Annotated in this window: 17 protein-coding genes and 1 pseudogene; 4 read left to right on the top strand and 14 right to left on the bottom strand. The window is 59.5% G+C overall.

What is annotated here, in order from left to right:
* The first annotated feature begins 57 nt into the window (after positions 1–57).
* Complete coding sequence (locus NVV72_06075; protein ID MCR6658918.1) at positions 58–1,197, top strand: peptidoglycan DD-metalloendopeptidase family protein; 1,140 nt, start codon at positions 58–60, stop codon at positions 1,195–1,197.
* A gap of 91 nt (positions 1,198–1,288) precedes the next feature.
* Positions 1,289–2,749: a S41 family peptidase gene (locus tag NVV72_06070; GenBank protein MCR6658917.1), complete on the top strand. Its 1,461-nt coding sequence runs from the start codon at positions 1,289–1,291 to the stop codon at positions 2,747–2,749.
* A gap of 61 nt (positions 2,750–2,810) precedes the next feature.
* On the opposite strand, the gene NVV72_06065 is transcribed toward NVV72_06070, so the two are convergent.
* From NVV72_06065 to NVV72_06010, 12 genes are all read right to left on the bottom strand, one after another.
* Entirely contained in the window at positions 2,811–3,458 is a 648-nt protein-coding gene (locus NVV72_06065) for a MarR family winged helix-turn-helix transcriptional regulator (protein ID MCR6658916.1), read from the bottom strand.
* 123 nt (positions 3,459–3,581) lie between these two features.
* Complete coding sequence (locus NVV72_06060; protein ID MCR6658915.1) at positions 3,582–4,298, bottom strand: septation protein IspZ; 717 nt, start codon at positions 4,296–4,298, stop codon at positions 3,582–3,584.
* Positions 4,295–5,272, bottom strand: coding sequence for a signal recognition particle-docking protein FtsY (gene ftsY, locus NVV72_06055; GenBank protein MCR6658914.1), 978 nt, complete (start codon positions 5,270–5,272; stop codon positions 4,295–4,297). The genes NVV72_06060 and ftsY overlap by 4 nt, the downstream gene beginning before the upstream one ends.
* Entirely contained in the window at positions 5,269–6,540 is a 1,272-nt protein-coding gene (mtaB, locus tag NVV72_06050; protein MCR6658913.1) for a tRNA (N(6)-L-threonylcarbamoyladenosine(37)-C(2))-methylthiotransferase MtaB, read from the bottom strand. The genes ftsY and mtaB overlap by 4 nt, the downstream gene beginning before the upstream one ends.
* Positions 6,537–7,370: a diaminopimelate epimerase gene (gene dapF, locus NVV72_06045; GenBank protein MCR6658912.1), complete on the bottom strand. Its 834-nt coding sequence runs from the start codon at positions 7,368–7,370 to the stop codon at positions 6,537–6,539. The genes mtaB and dapF overlap by 4 nt, the downstream gene beginning before the upstream one ends.
* Positions 7,371–7,502: 132 nt before the next feature.
* Positions 7,503–8,045 carry a hypothetical protein gene (locus NVV72_06040; GenBank protein ID MCR6658911.1) on the bottom strand — a complete coding sequence of 181 codons (543 nt, stop codon included), beginning with the start codon at positions 8,043–8,045 and terminating at the stop codon, positions 7,503–7,505.
* 175 nt (positions 8,046–8,220) lie between these two features.
* Positions 8,221–8,892 carry a LysE family translocator gene (locus NVV72_06035; GenBank protein MCR6658910.1) on the bottom strand — a complete coding sequence of 224 codons (672 nt, stop codon included), beginning with the start codon at positions 8,890–8,892 and terminating at the stop codon, positions 8,221–8,223.
* A gap of 31 nt (positions 8,893–8,923) precedes the next feature.
* Positions 8,924–9,247: a hypothetical protein gene (locus NVV72_06030; GenBank protein ID MCR6658909.1), complete on the bottom strand. Its 324-nt coding sequence runs from the start codon at positions 9,245–9,247 to the stop codon at positions 8,924–8,926.
* Positions 9,247–9,708, bottom strand: a complete 462-nt coding sequence (locus NVV72_06025) for a metallophosphoesterase (protein MCR6658908.1) — start codon at positions 9,706–9,708, stop codon at positions 9,247–9,249. The genes NVV72_06030 and NVV72_06025 overlap by 1 nt, the downstream gene beginning before the upstream one ends.
* A complete protein-coding gene (locus tag NVV72_06020) occupies positions 9,705–10,511 on the bottom strand; it encodes a phosphatase PAP2 family protein (GenBank protein ID MCR6658907.1) in 807 nt (268 codons plus the stop codon). Before NVV72_06020 ends, NVV72_06025 begins: the two co-directional genes overlap by 4 nt.
* Positions 10,508–11,419, bottom strand: a complete 912-nt coding sequence (locus tag NVV72_06015) for a diacylglycerol kinase (protein ID MCR6658906.1) — start codon at positions 11,417–11,419, stop codon at positions 10,508–10,510. The genes NVV72_06020 and NVV72_06015 overlap by 4 nt, the downstream gene beginning before the upstream one ends.
* 76 nt (positions 11,420–11,495) lie before the next feature.
* Complete coding sequence (locus tag NVV72_06010; GenBank protein ID MCR6658905.1) at positions 11,496–12,449, bottom strand: transposase; 954 nt, start codon at positions 12,447–12,449, stop codon at positions 11,496–11,498.
* A gap of 251 nt (positions 12,450–12,700) precedes the next feature.
* Here NVV72_06010 and NVV72_06005 point away from each other — a divergent pair.
* Positions 12,701–13,457 (top strand): IS5 family transposase gene (locus NVV72_06005; protein ID MCR6658904.1). Its coding sequence is split into 2 segments (ribosomal slippage): positions 12,701–13,032 and positions 13,031–13,457, totalling 759 coding nucleotides; the frame shifts between segments, so codons are not numbered across the junction.
* A 36-nt stretch (positions 13,458–13,493) separates the two neighbouring features.
* On the opposite strand, the gene NVV72_06000 is transcribed toward NVV72_06005, so the two are convergent.
* Together NVV72_06000 and NVV72_05995 are read right to left on the bottom strand one after the other, a co-directional pair.
* Positions 13,494–13,985 carry a hypothetical protein gene (locus tag NVV72_06000; protein ID MCR6658903.1) on the bottom strand — a complete coding sequence of 164 codons (492 nt, stop codon included), beginning with the start codon at positions 13,983–13,985 and terminating at the stop codon, positions 13,494–13,496.
* Positions 13,982–14,934, bottom strand: a pseudogene (locus NVV72_05995) (isopenicillin N synthase family oxygenase). Before NVV72_05995 ends, NVV72_06000 begins: the two are co-directional and overlap by 4 nt.
* Before the next feature lie 233 nt (positions 14,935–15,167).
* Between NVV72_05995 and NVV72_05990 the strand changes: the two are divergent.
* The gene (locus NVV72_05990; GenBank protein ID MCR6658902.1) at positions 15,168–16,937 is read left to right on the top strand and encodes a serine protease; all 1,770 of its coding nucleotides are present in this window, start codon (positions 15,168–15,170) and stop codon (positions 16,935–16,937) included.
* The last annotated feature ends 218 nt before the right edge of the window (positions 16,938–17,155 follow it).

The raw sequence follows: 17,155 nt of genomic DNA, 5'->3' as shown, positions 1-17,155 counted from the left end.
CTTGAGCTGAAAAATGTGTTTATTGAGAATTAAGCCGAACCACCTTATCTCAAGGATATGCTCGCTTCCTCGCGCCATCTGCTTCTGACCGGCCTGGCCGTGCTCGCCCTTGCCGGGGCGGCGCAGAGTGATGCGCAACAGCGGACACATGACCTTTCCGAAGCCGATCGCGCCACGCTCGATACCCTGTCGGCTCAGCGCCGTGCCGAGGAACGCAAGAGCGACACCCAGCGCCGCTCCGCCCGCCAGATTGCCCAGGAGGTCGAGGCCCTGCGTGAGCAGATCATCGAGATTTCGCGCAAACAGGGCACCGGCGAAACGCGCTCCGCCATCTACCGCGCCAAGCTGGAAACCATCAACCAGCAGGAAACCGATATTTCCCGACGCCTGATCGCAGAACGCGACAAGCAGACCCGCCTGCTTTCCGCCCTGCAAATTTATTCGCGCAATCCGCCGCCGGCGCTGTTCGTGACGCCGCGCAAGGCCAACGATGCCGTGCTGGCTGCCATCATCATGCGCGCCATAACGCCGGAACTGAAAAAGCGCACCGAAAGCCTCGTCCGGCAGAACAGCCAGCTCGTCAATCTGCGCCGTCAGGCCGCCCTGCAGAACGAGGCCATCTTCATCTCCGAAAGCGAGGTTTCCGAGCAGCGCAGCGAGATTGAGCGCCTGATCCAGCAGAAGATGGACCTGGAAGACCAGTTGCTGAACCAGGCCGACCAGATGGATGCCCGCGCCGCCGAGCTGAAGGCACGCGAAAACCGCCTGACCGGCGACCTCCCGCTGAAATTCTTTGGCTCCCCGGCGATCGACAATACCCATCTGCAACCGCCTGTGGTCGGCGACATCACCCGCAATTTTGGTCAGGTTGAAGGCAATGGTCCCGCCAGTCGCGGCGTCTCCTATGCCGCCCTGCCGGGCAGCCAGGTCACCGCACCGGCGGAAGGCGAGGTCGAATATGCCGGCCCGCTCGAGTCCTACGGACAGGTGGTCGTTCTCAGCATCGGCCATGATTATCGCGTCGTGGTCACCGGGATCGGCCGCATCTATGTCCAGCAGGGGCAGACTGTCGGCCGCCATGAACCGCTGGGGCGGATGCCCAACCTCTCCGACAAGAAAGCGCTTCTCTACATGGAACTGCGCAAGGGCGAAACGCCGGTCAATCCCGCCACGACGCTCCAGCTTTCCAGTCGGTAGAGATGGCCTTTAAAACTAAATAACCGCGCCCCGTTTACGCCATGTTCTCACTCTTATATGCTAGACTGATTGTATGCCCACCGAGGATGAAATGAAGAATATTTACCTTGCCGGCGCCGCCGCTGTCGCCCTGAGCATCGGGGCTGTCGCCTATGCCAGCCAGCCGGCCTTCTCGCCTCGCTCGGATACCTATAAGCAACTGGAGCTGTTCGGCAATGTGCTCGCCATCGTCCAGCAGGACTATGTCGTGCCGGTCGATTCCAAGAAGCTGATCAATGCCGCCCTGGAAGGGATGCTGGCCTCGCTCGATCCGCATTCCAACTATCTCTCGGACGACGACTATACCGACCTGAAGGAAAAGACGCGCGGCTCCTATGGCGGCATCGGCCTGGAAGTGACCGGTGAAGACGGCGCGGTCAAGGTCGTCACCCCTATGGACGACACGCCGGCCCAAAAGGCGGGTATCGAATCCGGCGACTATATCACCGCCATTGACGGCACCTCGATCCTCGGCCTGCCGCTCAATGACGCCATTTCCAAGATGAAGGGCGAGCCCAATACCAAGCTGACCGTCACTATTGTCCGCACCGGCAAGGACGCGCCGTTCGATGTGGCCCTGACGCGTGAAATCATTGTGGTGAAGTCAGTCAAGACCCGCATGGAGGGCGATTACGGCTACCTGCGCATCGCTTCCTTCTCGGAGACCACCGCCAACGATACCAAGACGGCGCTGGCCGACCTGATGGCCAAGAACCCCAACATGAAGGGGCTGGTGCTCGACCTGCGCAATAATCCCGGCGGCCTGCTGGAACAATCGGTCGGCGTAGCCGATCTGTTCCTCGATGGCGGCGAGATCGTCAGCCAGCGCGGGCGTGACCCCAAGGACATCATCCGCTATCAGGCCAAGAAGGGCGACATGCTGAACGGCAAGCCGATCGTCGTCCTGACCAATCCGGGCACGGCCTCGGCGGCGGAAATCGTCTCCGGCGCCCTGCAGGACCAGAAGCGCGCCACCATCGTCGGCCTGACCACCTTCGGCAAGGGCTCGGTGCAGAGCGTCATCGACCTGGGCGACAATCGCGCCGTCAAGCTGACCACCGCGCGTTACTATACGCCTTCAGGTCGTTCGATCCAGAAAACCGGCATCGAACCCGATCTCGAAGTGGCGATGAGCAAGGAACAGGCGAAATATATCGCCACGGCCGCCATGCAATATACCGAAGCCGCCTATGGCAATGCGCTGGATGCCGATGAAGGCAAGGTCCGCCGTTCGGCCCACGCCGTCCAGGAAGTGCCGCCGGAGGATTTCGACACCAAGACCGGTGATTTTGAACTGACCCGTGCGCTCGACGTGCTGAAATACAACGGTGACGTCAAGCTGGCCGCGGCCCATCCGCGAGGCGCCAAGCTGGCCGACAGCGATCTGGTCGATAAGCCCGGCGCCAAGATCGAAGCCAAGATGAAAGCGGCCACGCCAGCGGGCACGGTTTCGGGATCGTCATCATCCAGCGCGTCATCTTCCAGTTCGGCGGCTTCCGCTGAGAAGAAATAAACCGACGGATCACCAGACGCAAAAAGAGCGCCGATTCATATGGATCGGCGCTTTTTTATCCTTAAACCACGTCCGTCTTGACCACCGGTGAATGCACCAGGTCTTCGCTGTCCGCCGCCTCGGAAACCCCTTCCGACAGCGGCGGGAAGGGCAGCTTCTTCAGCTTGCGCGCACTGAGCTTGGTCTTCACCTTCTTTTTCTTTTCCGCCTTGGGGGCCTTCTCGGCCTTCGGCGGCTTGAGCGTTTTTTCCTTGCGCGGTTTTGCATCGCCGGACAATTCGGTTTCACGCGCATGGGTGAGTTTGCGCAGCAGCTTGACGAAGCTCTCCCGCTTGGGCGGCGACAGCAGGCTGAGGATCTTCTCGTCAGCCGCCAGGACGCGCGGCTCCATCTCGGCCAGTGCTGTCTTGCCGGCGTCGGCGATCCGGACCAGATTGGCGCGGGCATCGGTGGCGGAACGTTCGCGCGCCACCAGTGCCTTGGCGAGCATCCGCGACACCAGATCGGCGAGCGTCGAGCGATCGATGCCGGTCACCTTGACCAGATCAGTCTGCGACAGCCCCTCCGTGCCTTCCAGCGCTTTCAGGACGGCATATTGCCGCTGGGAAAGCGCATCTTCGCCGGCTTCGGCATTATAGATATCAAGGGCAATCTGCAACACGCGGTGCAGCAGGTGCGAGGGCGACTCATCGAGTCCGTTTTTAGACATGGTCTTTTCGCCTGACTTTGACTTCTTCACGACGCCCTCCCGATGTGCAATCAGCCAAGGGGATAGTGTCATCATTATATGTCGCTTTTACGACAATTCAATCCGAACACGGAGGAATGACCGTCAGCGCGCGTCACTTTCGGGTTCGGTGATCATGTTTTTCATCAGGAAGGGCAGCAGGCAGATGGACAGCAGGATCGGCCCGCCGATCATCGAGGCCAGCTTCCAGGTCAGCCAGAATTCATCGCTCTGCGTCCGCCAGATGGCTTCATTCACGCCGGCCATGGCGAGATAGAACAGGGCGTAATAGAGGGTCAGGCGCGGCCAGGCGGCGTCTTTCAACTTCAACGTATCGCCCAGAAGCGCCTTAAGCGGCTGCTTTTTCAGAACCAGAGCGCCCAGCAGGATGCCGCCGATCAGCACATCGACAATGGTCATCTTGATCTTGACGAAGGTGGCGTCGTGGAAAACGACGGTCAGGACCGTCATCGGAATGGTGATCAGGCAGGAGACCAGCGGAATCCAGGCGATGCGCTTTTCGGCGATCAACCCGCCGATGAGAGCCAGGACCGACGCCGCGCCCAGCACGCCGGATGCCCAGATCAGGCAATCTGCCGCCGGCACCAGCTTGAGGAATTTGCAGGCGAAAAAGGTCAAGCCGAAAGCGATCAGCGGACCGTAATCGACCACCATCTTGACGGTGTTCTGCTTCGGCTGGCCCGGCTTCAGCGCCAGTTCGGGATTGGTCTCGCCGAGTTTTTCAGCGGCTATGCCCAGAGCGCGATCAACCACCTTGTCGCCTTCGCGGATCTCATCGCCCAGCTTCGGTTCCTCGGTCATTGTGTATCTCCGGTCTTGTCTCCAAGCGGTTCAAGGCCGACCATGGATCGGGCGAAATCGCGCGCCCTGAACTCGTGCAGGTCCTCGATATCCTCGCCGACGCCGATCAGCTTGATCGGCGCGTCGGAAGCCTTGGCAATCGGGATCAGGATACCGCCACGCGCCGTGCCGTCGAGCTTGGTCATGACCAGCCCGGATACAAACGCCTGGCGGCCGAAAATCTGTTCCTGGCTGAGCGCATTGCGGCCCACGGTCGCGTCCAGCACCAGCAGGGTCTCATGCGGCGCCTCCGGATCGACCTTCTTGATGACCCGGACGACTTTCAGGAGTTCGTCCATCAGGGCCTGCTTGTTTTGAAGGCGGCCGGCGGTATCGATCAGGACGACATCATAGCCTTCTTCCTTGGCCCTGACGAAGCTGTCATAGGCCAGACCCGCCGCATCAGCGCCGGTCTTGCGGCCCATGAAGTCGGCGCCGGCGCGCTCGGACCACACCTTGAGCTGTTCGACGGCGGCGGCGCGGAAGGTATCACCGGCGACGATCAGCACCTTGGCGCCACTCTTGACCAGCTTGGCGGCAATCTTGCCGAGCGTGGTCGTCTTGCCGGAGCCGTTGACACCGACGAACAGAACGACATAGGGACGCGGACCGGAGAGTGGCTCGAACGTGCCTTCATGCCCGACCAGTTCATCCGCCAAGGCCTCGGCAAGCGCGGCGCGCACGGCGTTTGAATCCTTGGCAGAATTGAACTTCTGTTGCGCCATCTTGCCGGCGATGGTGGCGGCGATCTGTGGCCCCAGGTCGCTTTCGACCAGCAGGTCCTCCAGTTCCTCCAGCGCGGCATCGTCCAGCGCTTCCTTTTGCTGGAAGACTTGCGTGACCGACTCGGTCAGATTTTGCGAGGTGCGGGAAAGGCCCTGCGTCAGCCGCTGGAACCATCCCTTTTTTTGGCCTTTTTTCTCTTCTTCAGTCATACCGCTTGCTGTAACGCGTTTTGGGCAAGGCTGCCAATGACATGTTTGCCATCATGGCCGTGGATACGGATGTCGCTGATACCGCCAACGGCAGCGTCACCGTCAAAGACGACCTCGGTGAAATCGGCGGCACGAGCAAAGCCGGCTTTTTCGACGACACAGGACAGGATACGGCCCTGTTGACGGGTGAGGTGCCGGGTCAGGGCTTCCTCAGCCTTGGCACGAAGCCGGGCGGCGCGTTCCTTGATCAGCGGGCGGGCCAGTTGCGGCATCTTGGCGGCCGGGGTCTGCGGGCGTGGCGAATAGGGGAAGACGTGGACAAAGGACAGGTCACAGGCATCGACCAGCGACACGGCATTGGCGAACATCTCTTCGGTCTCGGTCGGGAAGCCGGCGATCATATCGGCGCCGAAGCTGATATCCGGACGGACGTTGCGCACCTTTTCTACCAGACGGATGGAATCGTCGCGCAGGTGCCGCCGTTTCATCCGCTTAAGGATCATGTCGTCTCCATGCTGAAGACTGAGGTGCAGATAGGGGGCGAGGCGCTCTTCCTCGGCAAAGGCGCGCAGCAGCGTGTCGTCGATTTCGGCCGCATCGATGGAGCTGAGGCGCAGGCGCTTGAGGTCGGGCACCAGCTTGAGGATGCGCGTCACCAGATGGCCAAGCTGCGGATTGCCGGGCAGGTCGCCGCCCCAGGAGGTGAGATCGACGCCGGTCAGCACCACTTCGTTATAGCCCTGAGCCACCAGCTTTTGCGTCTGGCTGATGACGTCACCCGCCGCCGCCGAGCGCGAATTGCCGCGGCCATAGGGGATGATGCAGAAGGTGCAGCGGTGGTCGCAACCGTTCTGCACCTCGACAAAGGCGCGGGCACGATCCTTCAGGCCATCGATCAGGTGACCGGCGGTTTCCTGCACTGAAAAGATGTCGTTAACGACGATACGGGCACTGTCGGGCGTCAGTTTGTAGCTGCCGGCCTTCTGCTTGTCGCCATTGCCGATGATGAAATCGACCTCGGCCATGCTGGCGAAGGTATCCGGATCGGTCTGGGCGGCGCAGCCGGTGACGATCAGCTTCGCCTCAGGATTTTCCTTGCGGGCGCGGCGGATGGCTTGGCGCGCCTGGCGCACGGCCTCGCCAGTAACGGCGCAGGTATTGAAGATGATGGCGTTGTCGAGCCCGTCCTCGGCGGCGGTCTTGCGGATGACCTCGCTCTCGTAACTGTTCAGGCGACAGCCGAAGGTAACGACATCAACCTTACTCACAACGTGCCCTCGAACTCGACCTCTATCGGGCCGGTCATGATGACGTGATCGTTCTCAGCCCACGCAATGTGCAGAGGACCACCATCCATGATGACGGTGGCGGCGCGGTCGGTCAGGCCGCGACGGGCGGTAGCCACGAGCGTGGCGCAGGCCCCGGTGCCGCAAGCTTTGGTGATGCCGGCGCCGCGTTCCCAGACACGCATGCGGATCGTCTGGCGGTCAATCACCTGCGCGAACTCGACATTGACGCCTTCGGGGAAGAGCGGATGATTTTCGATCAGCGAGCCGGTGGCGGCGACATCGACCTTCGATATGTCATCGACAAAGAAGACGACATGCGGATTGCCCATGCTGACGGCACAGGGCGTATGGTAGAGCGGCGCGTCGTAAGGCCCGACCTTCAGTTCCAGCCGCAGGGTATCCATCTCTTCGGACAGCGGAATCTCGCGCCAGTCCAGGCGCGGCTTGCCCATATCGACCGCCACGGTGCCGGTCTTTTCATCGGCCCTGATCACAATGGCCTTTGTCGCGCCGCCGAGCGTATCGATCTTCAGCGTCTTTTTGGCAGCCTTGGGGTTCAGATACCAGCCCACGCAGCGCAGGGCATTACCGCAGGTTTCGACCGTGCCGCCATCATTGTTCCAGACGCGCATAAAGGCATCGCCACTTGTGCTGCCTTCAATGGCGATCAACTGGTCAAAGCCAATACCGGACGCGCGATCACCCCAGGCGCGGACCTGTTCCGGCGCCGGTGCAAAGGCGGTATCGCGGGCGTCAACGACAATGAAATCATTGCCGAGGCCGTTCATCTTGAGAAAAGGTCTGCTCATTGCGGCCTATATAGTCGCAATAACGCAGAAAATGTAGTGCTTTGTTCACTTCAGCATCAATCAGCCCCGAAGGCCTGACTACGGCATTCTACGTAGGCCGAATGCCGTAAGGCTAACGGTGATTTGCCCCGATCAGTGCGTCGTGCCCGGCCGGATGATCTTCGATTCCAGATTGGCCTTGACCGCGCGGGCGTCATAGGCGTTCGGATCGCTGTCAGGCTTGGCGCCCTTGTGCATCAGAATTTCGGCATTGGCTTCATACCGCGAATAGACGACGGTATCCGTGCCCCAATCGGCGCCGAAAGCGCCCCAGCGGCTCCAGCGATTGCGGCTGTAGAAACGCCAGGAGAAGCTGCTCATATAGGGGTCTTCAAAGGTGGTGGCGCGCTTCTTTTCATCGGTATTACGGCTGACCACCTCGAACCAGTCGTAACCGGATCTGACCGTCAGTTCGGCGGCGCGGTAAAGCAGGTAATTTTCCACCGTTTCGCGCTTGGTCATGTCGTTGCCGGCAAAGCTCAGACGGTAACGGTTTTCCTCGATGCGCGTTTCGGAATAGCCCCGCTGGTTGGCGGGCGAGACGTTCGCCGCGACGGGTTGATAAGGGGTGGGCGTGGCGCAGGCCGACAGCACGGTCAGGCTGGCGGCGGCCAGGGCGAGGCTCAAATACTTCATGGTGTAACTCCCCACATATGCAAAACTTTTGCACATATTAACCTTCGAGACTGTGCCGTCAATGTGGCAATATTAGGCCGTCCGTAATGCGAGAATAAGCGCATCCCAAAAAGTGTGACGCATCGCGCGAGCGACCTGCTTTTTGGATTAAGATGCGCGCCAAACAAAGCCTGTGTTACAGCCGCAGCAGTTCCATGCCGGCGTGCCAGATGATCAGGGCGGCGATGGCCATCAGGATCAGGCAGACGCCGAGATCGAAGACCTGCTTTTTCCTCGGATCGCTCAGGGTATGCGACAGGGTGACGGCGGCCAGTCCATAGGTGGTCATGGTGATTGTATCCATGCCGATGGCGGTGGCGGCGAAGGCCACCATCTGCGGCGGCACGGCGCGGTGGATATCGACGAACGGCGGCAGGACGGCGGTGAAAAACAGGGTCACTTTGGGATTGAGCAACTGGACCAGGAAGCCATCCTTGAAGGTGGCGGCGATGGTTTTGCCTGGATCGGGCGCTGCCGTCAGGCTTTTGCCGATGTTTTCATTGCGGATATCAAGCGCCGAGCGGAATCCCCTGAAGGCCATCCAGCCGAGATAGAGCCCACCGGCCACGGCTACGATCTGGAACAGCAGCGGAAAAGCCGTCAGCAGGATTTGCAGGCCAAAGGCGCAGGCAATGAACCAGATCAGCGAGGCGCAGTTCAGCCCGATCACAGCGGCGATGACGTGGCTCTTGCGCCGACCAAGGCCGGTGCGGATGGCGAACAGGTTGGCCGGGCCGGGGGTTATGGCCATGAAGAACATGGTGACTAAAAACGCCCAGTAGGTATGCGGATCGATCGGGAAGGCCATACCGAGGCCATAGCATACTTATAGATAAGCGCTACAGGGAGGAGGACGGTTTTGTATGCGTATGGGCCTCGAATGTGGTGAAACGCCCGTCGGCATAGCGTAACTGATCGATGCGCAGGGTGGTGTCGGTAAATTCCAGCAGATTGAAGCCCTGGGGCTGGCGGCGAATGCGGGTGGACGTACCGGTCGAAGCGCTGACAAACAGGGTCTTGTGCGCTTCTTCCTGGCGCGTCTCGATATAGGCATGGTGCTGGTGACCGGCGAGCACGATATCGATGCGCTGTTCGGATATGGTCTCCAGCAGCGGCCTTTTGTTGAAGACGGCCACATCCAGGGGAAACTCCTTCGGACTCATCAGGGGTGATGCAGCACGAGAATGCGCCAGGGAGCACTGGCCGCCTCGAAGGTCCGGGCAATTTCACGGCGCTGCTTAGCGCTGACCGCCCCATTGGCCCAGTTCCAGTGCGGCAGGATGCGGCGGGCGGTATTGATGCCCTTGATATGCACCGGCCCGGCGGCCAGTTCCGGATTTAGCTCATCGATCAGATGCCGCCTGTAACGACCGAAGGGATTGATAAAGCGGGTCAGGTCCATCCCCGGCAGGTCATGGTTGCCGGGAATAACGAAGACCTCCATCGGCAGGGCGTCGAAAAACGCCCGTGCCGCAGCAAATTCAGCCTCGGTCGCTGACTGAGTGATGTCGCCGCTGGCGATGACCAGATGGGGCCCGGCCTCGGTCAGGTGCGCCACCAGCGCCTCAAGTACGGCGGGATCGTGGGCGCCAAAATGCAGGTCGGAAATGTGGGCTATCTTCATGCCGGCCCCCTTTGCACCGCATAGCGGGTCATATCGGCGCCGTGATGAAGCCCGATATTCAGGCCGCCGGCCAAAATCAGCGCCGACATCGCCACCAGAAGCAGTTTGACGTGTTCAACCGGTTCGGCCGGCCGCCACATATAGAACAGGCCCAGCAAGGCCAGCCAGCCGGAACCGAAGAACAGCCCGCCGGCCACATCGGACAGCCAGTGCGCCCCCAGATACAGCCGCGAAAAGGCGATCAGGCCAACCAGTAGTACGAGCGTTATAACCACGGGAATCCGCGCCACAAAAGGCAGTTTCCGCGACATGATGATGATCAGAAAACCGTACAGCACTGCATTGGTGGTGGAATGTCCGCTTGGGAAGGAAAAGACGCTGACGCCGTCATAATGCATGTCGCCGGGCCGGGCGCGATGCAGGCCGAGCTTGATGGCGGAATTGATCAGCGACCCGCCGCCAATCGCCATCAGCCAGTAGGTCAGGGTATGCCAGGCGCGTTCATGGATAAGCCACAGCGCCACCACAACCGCAACCGCGATCACCACGGGCGTGTCGCCGAGTTCGGTAATGGTGATCATCACCCGGTCCAGCCAGGGCGTCCGCAGGTGCTGCAGGCCGGCGTAAACCGCCTGATCGGGTGCAAACACACTGTTTTCGAGAAAGACTTCCTCGATGACCTCGAAACACAGCCAGGCGGCGACGAGGAAGATAAGGCCGAACAGCAGAAGCGCGCGCCATTCCTGACGGAAAGGCGCCGGCAAACGCCTGATCCGCGAGTCCAGCCACTGCCGCGCCATCATGACGACACCTGTTCGTCTGGCATCAGCAGGTGAACAAAATCGGGTTTCAGTGTGAAGGCCAGCGGCGATTTCAGCTTCATGACCTCACCATCGATCGAGACCAGCGGCTTGTGGTGCTGGCTCCAGATCCGGAAGTGCGGGGCGGTGCGTTCGATCAGGTCGGGGTCTTTCAGCCAGTGACCGAAGATCAGCCGCCACAGCAGGCGGATATGGGCGGTCGGCGATTTGGTGCTGAAAATATAGGCCGCCAGTTCGCCGCCGGAAAGCGAAATCCGCTTGAAATTGCTCTCGGTCAGCTTTTCCGTGTCGGCGAAGCGGTTGACCGAGACAACGACAGCCGGCGCACGGTATCGGGTCATTTTGCCGTTTTCTTCCAGCACGATGCGTTCGCGGCGATGACGCTTCATATTGTCGGCCACGAACAGAAACATTTGCGGCAGCAGCAGGAACTTGTTGGTCATGCGCCGCGCCTCCCGATAAACCGAAGCCTGCGGCATGGTGCCGATACTGGCGCAGCACAGAAAGATTTCACCATTGACGAAGCCGGCGTCCATGGTCTGCTCTCGTGTTCCGCTGGCATAGGCGTCCAGCGCCTGTGTCAGGGAGGTAAGCCCCAAGTCCACCGCCAGCAGGTTCATGGTGCCGAAGGGCAGGACGCCAAAGGCTTTCTTGTGCGTGGCCAGATATTTGGCGGTTTCGCGGATGGTGCCGTCGCCACCACCGATCAGCAGGCGCTCGGGTTTTTTGCTCAGGCGTTCGAGATTGGTCTGCATGTCCTCGGGTTCGGACATACAGAGTTCGCCCACCGGGATTTCACTGGCCGTGATGGCGGCCTCGACCGACGGTTCGCCCATATTGAGTACCGTGCCGGATTTGCGATTGATGAGGATATTGAAACCTTCGCCCATGCGAATAAATGAACGCGAGAGATGCAAGGATTCAATGTGGTAACTTACGGGCAACTGTGTTTGAGTGTGGCGCGGATCAGGTGATCTGCGCCATTTCTTTTGTGTGCCAGTTTGAGTTTTTAGCGATCATAGCGTTGAGTGCTGTGATCATCCACCTCGCAATGGCAATGAGGGGGCACTTCTTTTGTTTTCCTCTGCTTGTGAGGGCCTGATAGCGGTCTTTTACGTCGGCTTTTGATCGGCTTGCGGTTACGGCAGCGGCGAAGAGGAGGTGGCGGATGTGGCGCCTTCCGCCCCAGATGGTTCTTTTTCCCCTGAATGTTCCGCTATCCCTTGGATGAGGGGCCAGTCCGGTCAGGCTTGCGATCTGTTTTCGGTTTCTGTGTCCGAGCTCAGGCAAATCCGCGATCAGGGTTGCTGCGGTAACCGGTCCGATGCCTGGCGCACTTTGCAGGCAGACAGAGGCTTTGCGGAAGTCAGAGTTGGCCTCGATCAGTTCGCGGATTACGGCTTCAATGCTGCGGATTTGCTGATCAAGGATGCTGAGCATGTGGTCGAGGCTTTGGCATATCCAGGGATCATTGCAGAACTGATGTCTACGGGTACGTTCCTGCTTGCGCATTTCGACCATCTGCCGGCGCCTGCTGAGATACAGGCTGAGCCTAACCCGTTCGGTCGAGCGAGGTTGTGACGGTGCCGGCTTTAGGGCCTGCGCCATATGGGCCAGCATGGCTGCATCAACGCGGTCTGTCTTGGCGCGTCGGCCTGAGGCTTTAGCAAAGTCTCTGGCGTCTCTGGGGTTTACGCGGACAAAGGCACCCTGACGCCGCTCCAGTTCTGTGTGCAGGGTCTGGTCAACACGGCTTGTAGCTTCGAACACGACAAGACGTTGGGTGTCGAGGCCATCCAGCCAGGCTGTGATGGCATCAGTGTGGTTATCGATCTGAAAGTAACGCGAAGTTTGACTGTCGAAGATGTCGAGTGTCGCTTTGGAAACATCGACGCCAATGGGAAATTGGTGCAAGGTCATGGGGCCTGTCCTTGTCAATACGGGGTCGGTGGCGACCGCCCCTGGCAACTGTTCAGGTTTGGTGTGAAGCTGCCGGGGACTGAGCCCAGAAACGATCTCTAAGGGATCGGGGTTTGGACAGTCTCCCGGCGGCGATCTTCACAATAGCATACCCACAACAGACAGGGTTTGGGGCCTGCGGGTCCGGACTCATATTTGGGATTCCTTTGAGCCTGCGGATGTGATTCACTTTCTTTGCCAGGAGGTGGATCATGTCTGATTTGTTTTGGTTTTCTGATGAGCAGTGGGCGCGGATCGAGCCTTTGCTACCCAAAGGACGTCCTGGAAAGCCGCGTGTGGACGACCGGCGGGTTTTATCCGGGATTGTTCATGCTTTGAAATCGGGTGGCCGCTGGAGTGATTGTCCGCCAGCCTATGGCCCGAAGAAGACGCTTTACAATCGCTTCGTGCGCTGGGCCGATCAGGGCGTGTGGGAGGCAATTTTCCATGCCCTGGCCGGTCAGGAAGCCTTGCCTGACCGATTGTTCCTCGACGCGACTCTGGTGCGAGCCCACCGCTCAGCCGGCGGTGCAAAAGGGGGCTTTGGCCAATGGTATCGGCCGTACCCAGATCGGACGCCAGAGCAAGATCCACGCTCTATGCGACGCATATGGCAGACCCTGGACGCTCGTCGTAACGCCTGGGAATATTCCCGATGTCGCCGTCGCTCAGCAGTGCATAGGTTCTCTGGCACCGACAGGTGAGTTGGTGGCGGACAAGGGATATGACGCCAACGCCCTGCGTGAATGGCTGGCGGAGCGTGGGACAAAGGCGGTCATCCCGCCTATGCGTCATCGCCGCATCCAGTTCGCCTATGACAAACGTGTCTACAAGCAACGTAACGTAATCGAGCGCATGTTCTGCCGCTTCAAAGATTGGAGGCGAGTGGCCATGCGGTACGACCGAAAGATTGAAACCTTCATCGCAACCATAACCATCGCAGCCATCGTCAACTGGTGGGCAAAATAATATGAGTCCGGACCCGCGGACCCCACGCCTCGTAAGCTACGATCTCTGCCAGACTTGCGCGTTTTTAAAAGCTTGATGGAGAGGATGGGGTAGAAACGTGATCTGCGGGTCATCGTAGCTTACAACATTAACCAGATGATTTTCGGTTAGGATTTCAAAATGCTTTAATGGCCGTTCGCCAAAAATATCGTAGGGGCAACTGATTTTTTCTACTGCTTCCAACAAGTTTGATCGTTCATATTTTCGAATTTTCTTTCCAGTAAAAATCGCATCAGGTTCAATTAATCCATGTGACTCATTTATGATCGCATAGAAAACATAAGTCTCGAAAGAGACTTCAAAGTGCTGGCTTTTTTCTGTTACTTCTACTGCTCTGCAAGGTGCGTTTATGTTGGGATCGACAACGGTATCATCTGATAAGCACCCCGATGAAAGTGAAATACTTAATACATTGGAGCCAGGTTCGGATATCCCATTCAAAAAGAGGCTAAACGCTGTTTCCAAATTTTCGACAATCGGATCGCTCATGCCAGTTTAATCTCCCGCAACCGCTGCATCAGGAAATCCTGCGCGGTGATTGGTTCCGCGCCGACGTCTAAATGGTCAGCCGTGATGCAATTCGGCAGGGTTTTGATCAGGTAGGGCGGCTCGAAATGCAGGAAGAACGGCGTCGAATAACGGGCGAAATCCTTGCGCGCCTCCGCCGGATTGATCACCCGATGCTGGGTCGAAGGCAAAACCCCATTGGTCAGGCGTGACAGCATGTCGCCGATATTGCAGACGATGCAATCGGCCGGCGGGGTGATCGGCAGCCACTGACCATCGCGATCAAGCAGTTGCAGGCCAGGCTCCTCGGCGCCCAGCAGCAGGGTAATGACATTGATATCGCCATGCGCCCCGGCGCGGACAGACTCACCTGGCGTTGCCACCGGCGGATAATGCAGCAGACGCAGGACGCTGTTGCCTTCCTTCACCGGCGCCTCGAAGAAATCGGCATCGAGCTTCAGATAAACGGCGATAGCGCGCAGCACCTTCTTGCCCAGGGCATCAAGCGCCTCATAAAGCGCATAGGTACTGGCGTGAAAGTCGGCGATCTCCTGCGGCCAGACATTTGGCGGCATATATTCCGTATACGGATGATCGGCCGGAAGTTCGCGGCCGATATGCCAGAATTCCTTGAGATCGTGGTGCGCGGCACCCTTGGCGGTTTCGATGCCGAAAGGGGTATAGCCGCGTGCCCCCCGATACCGGTCTTGTATTTCCGCTTGGTTTCTTCCGGCAGGGCGAAGAAGGCTTTGGTGGCCGAAAGCGCGCGGTTGAGCAGGGCCGGATCGAGCCCGTGGCCGCCCAGAACGGCAAAGCCATAGCGCTCGAACGCCGCTCCCAGATTTTGCGAAAACGCTGAAAAATCAGTCTCATAAAGCGCCAGAGGCACCGGCGGAATGGCGGAAACGGGCGGCATAGCGGAATCGGGCATGTTGGGAACTTTAAAAGGGAGGGAAATCAGGACTGAATCTAGCGTACATCGCCGCTTCCGGGCAATTCGTTTCTTAAATCCCACAACCAAGAATAAGCGCGTCGGCAGGGGTGATTTTTGCCACAAACTCGGTTATGACCCTTGAAGTTGCCGCGACTCGCAAGAGACCGTGGTGTTTTGTTTCGGCTATAAGGCAAAGTTCAGTGTTTGCGGGTACGGGCGCGGGGCGCCACATGCGGAAATGGGTGATGGGCTCGGCGGCGCTGCTGGCGGCCGTCACGACGCTTCTGTGTGTCCTGCCGCATCTGGCCGCCGCCCAGGATAGTTCCTCCGCAAATCAGTCCCTGTCCGATCTGGTGGATGGGGATCTCCAGCCGGTCAATTCCACCAAGGCGCTGAAGACCTCCGAGCAATCGGTGGTGCGCGTACTGGTCGTCTATCGCGGCTATGGCGGCGTGCCGCTCGATACGGTCGGCATGGGCTCCGGTTTTGTGGTCGCACCCGGCTATATCGTCACCAATTACCATGTGGTCGAGGTGCCGCCCGAAGCCTCCAGCGCCGATATCTATATCGTGCCGCACAAGGATTCCGGCGCGACCTACCAGCCGGTGCAACTTGTAAAGAAATGGGTAGAGGGCGATCTGGCCCTGCTGGCCGCGCCCGGCCTTAAGGTGCCCCCGCTCAAGCTCTACCTGACGCCTTACAAGAACGAACGCGTCGTCACCATGGGCTATCCGGATGTGACGGATCACCTGCTGAACCGCTCCGGCACCGCCCTGCTGGAGCCGGCCGATGCCTATGTGACGCAAGGCTCTATCGCCCTGTTTGCCTCCACCAATCCGGACGGCAGCCGCGTCGAGACTCTGTTCCACACAGCGCCGATCAATCACGGTAATTCCGGCGGGCCGCTGCTCAATGAATGCGGCCAGGTGGTGGGCGTCAACACCTGGACGGCGCCGTCTTCCGTTTCGACCGCCGGCAATCTCGATGTCTCCGCCGGGCAGTATGTCGCCACGCATGTGTCGGCGCTGAATAGCTTCCTGAGTTCGGCCAGCGTCACCCCCACCGTGGTGACCACGCCCTGCTACGCCAAAAGCGAGGATGAAATCGTCAAGGACGACGCCCTGTCGCGCGTCCTGGCCGCCGCCGCCGAAGCCCAGGTCCAGCGCCTGGCCGAGCAGAAGAAGGCCGAGGCCGATCGTGCCGCCATGGAAATTTGGCAACTAGGCGCCATGATCGTGCTGTCCGTACTGGTCCTGATCCTGATCGGCCTGATTATCCGCCGCGAAATCCGCCACCGCACCGAGATTCACAACAAGGAACCCTTGGCACCGACGGCTTTTGATGAACCGATCCGGCCGGAGAAGGTGAAGCCACCGAAGCCGGAAAAGGCAAAGGCGGAATGGGTGCCGCATGACCGCGTCAAGCTGCCCGGCATCAAGCATCCGATTCCCTGGGGTTGGATCGCACTCGCCCTGATCATCATCGTGGCCGTAGTCGGCTTCCTGATCAAGGAACGCGAGATCGACAGCCGCCTCAGTAAGCCGAAGGTGGCCGCGCCCGTGGCGACCGCCGCCATCCAGCATATGGCGTGTGATGTCGACAAATCGATGTCCGCCAATCCGCTGCCCGATGCCGGCCATATCGAGTTCGATTTCGACCTGGTTCATGCCTGCGTCAATGGCCGCACACCCTATGAACGCCAGGCCGACGGCAACCTGCTGCGTTTTACCACGGGCGATGCCAATCCGGTGGCGGCACGCATGGAACTGACGGCTGACGGCACCCTGTTCACCCGCTATGATTACCGTATCGATCCGGCGCAGTATAAAACCTTCGTGGCCCAAAAGGCCGCGCTCGGCTCCCTGCGCTGCTCGGCCAATGCCGATGCCGGCGCATTGGCGGCACTGGGTGAAAACCTCGCCCGCATCCGGACACTGTCCCAGTCCTACCTGACCATGGCGCCGGAAACCAAGACGGTCTGGCGCTGCAAGGCGGTTTAGGTTAATGGCGTCACACAGCCGCCTTCATCCTGTGTTCAGTTGGCGATCAGTAAAGCTTGATCCGTGATCTCTTAAAGGCTTGAGTGCTTTACAGGTTTCTAATGAGATTGCGCGGTGTTTCATTCAACCTCCTTATCCCGGCTATGCCATGGATAGGGAGAGGGCCTGATCTTCCTGCCTGTGCGGCGGATAAGATCGGCCACCAATTCATCTGAGGA

It is taken from the genome of Asticcacaulis sp., assembly GCA_024707255.1.
Classification (GTDB): domain Bacteria; phylum Pseudomonadota; class Alphaproteobacteria; order Caulobacterales; family Caulobacteraceae; genus Asticcacaulis.
This window is presented reverse-complemented; position numbering and strand designations above follow the sequence as displayed.

Excerpts from the sequence above, each read along its gene's own strand:
- NVV72_06015 (MCR6658906.1), bottom strand. The coding sequence starts at position 11,419 with ATGGGCGAAGGTTTCAATATCCTCATCAATCGCAAATCCGGCACGGTA.
- dapF (MCR6658912.1), bottom strand. The coding sequence starts at position 7,370 with ATGAGCAGACCTTTTCTCAAGATGAACGGCCTCGGCAATGATTTCATT.
- NVV72_05990 (MCR6658902.1), top strand. The coding sequence starts at position 15,168 with ATGCGGAAATGGGTGATGGGCTCGGCGGCGCTGCTGGCGGCCGTCACG.
- NVV72_06010 (MCR6658905.1), bottom strand. The coding sequence starts at position 12,449 with ATGACCTTGCACCAATTTCCCATTGGCGTCGATGTTTCCAAAGCGACA.
- NVV72_06030 (MCR6658909.1), bottom strand. The coding sequence starts at position 9,247 with ATGAGTCCGAAGGAGTTTCCCCTGGATGTGGCCGTCTTCAACAAAAGG.
- ftsY (MCR6658914.1), bottom strand. The coding sequence starts at position 5,272 with ATGACTGAAGAAGAGAAAAAAGGCCAAAAAAAGGGATGGTTCCAGCGG.
- NVV72_06075 (MCR6658918.1), top strand. The coding sequence starts at position 58 with ATGCTCGCTTCCTCGCGCCATCTGCTTCTGACCGGCCTGGCCGTGCTC.
- NVV72_06040 (MCR6658911.1), bottom strand. The coding sequence starts at position 8,045 with ATGAAGTATTTGAGCCTCGCCCTGGCCGCCGCCAGCCTGACCGTGCTG.
- NVV72_06025 (MCR6658908.1), bottom strand. The coding sequence starts at position 9,708 with ATGAAGATAGCCCACATTTCCGACCTGCATTTTGGCGCCCACGATCCC.
- NVV72_06020 (MCR6658907.1), bottom strand. The coding sequence starts at position 10,511 with ATGATGGCGCGGCAGTGGCTGGACTCGCGGATCAGGCGTTTGCCGGCG.
- NVV72_06035 (MCR6658910.1), bottom strand. The coding sequence starts at position 8,892 with ATGGCCTTCCCGATCGATCCGCATACCTACTGGGCGTTTTTAGTCACC.
- NVV72_06060 (MCR6658915.1), bottom strand. The coding sequence starts at position 4,298 with ATGACCGAGGAACCGAAGCTGGGCGATGAGATCCGCGAAGGCGACAAG.
- NVV72_06065 (MCR6658916.1), bottom strand. The coding sequence starts at position 3,458 with ATGTCTAAAAACGGACTCGATGAGTCGCCCTCGCACCTGCTGCACCGC.
- NVV72_06000 (MCR6658903.1), bottom strand. The coding sequence starts at position 13,985 with ATGAGCGATCCGATTGTCGAAAATTTGGAAACAGCGTTTAGCCTCTTT.
- NVV72_06070 (MCR6658917.1), top strand. The coding sequence starts at position 1,289 with ATGAAGAATATTTACCTTGCCGGCGCCGCCGCTGTCGCCCTGAGCATC.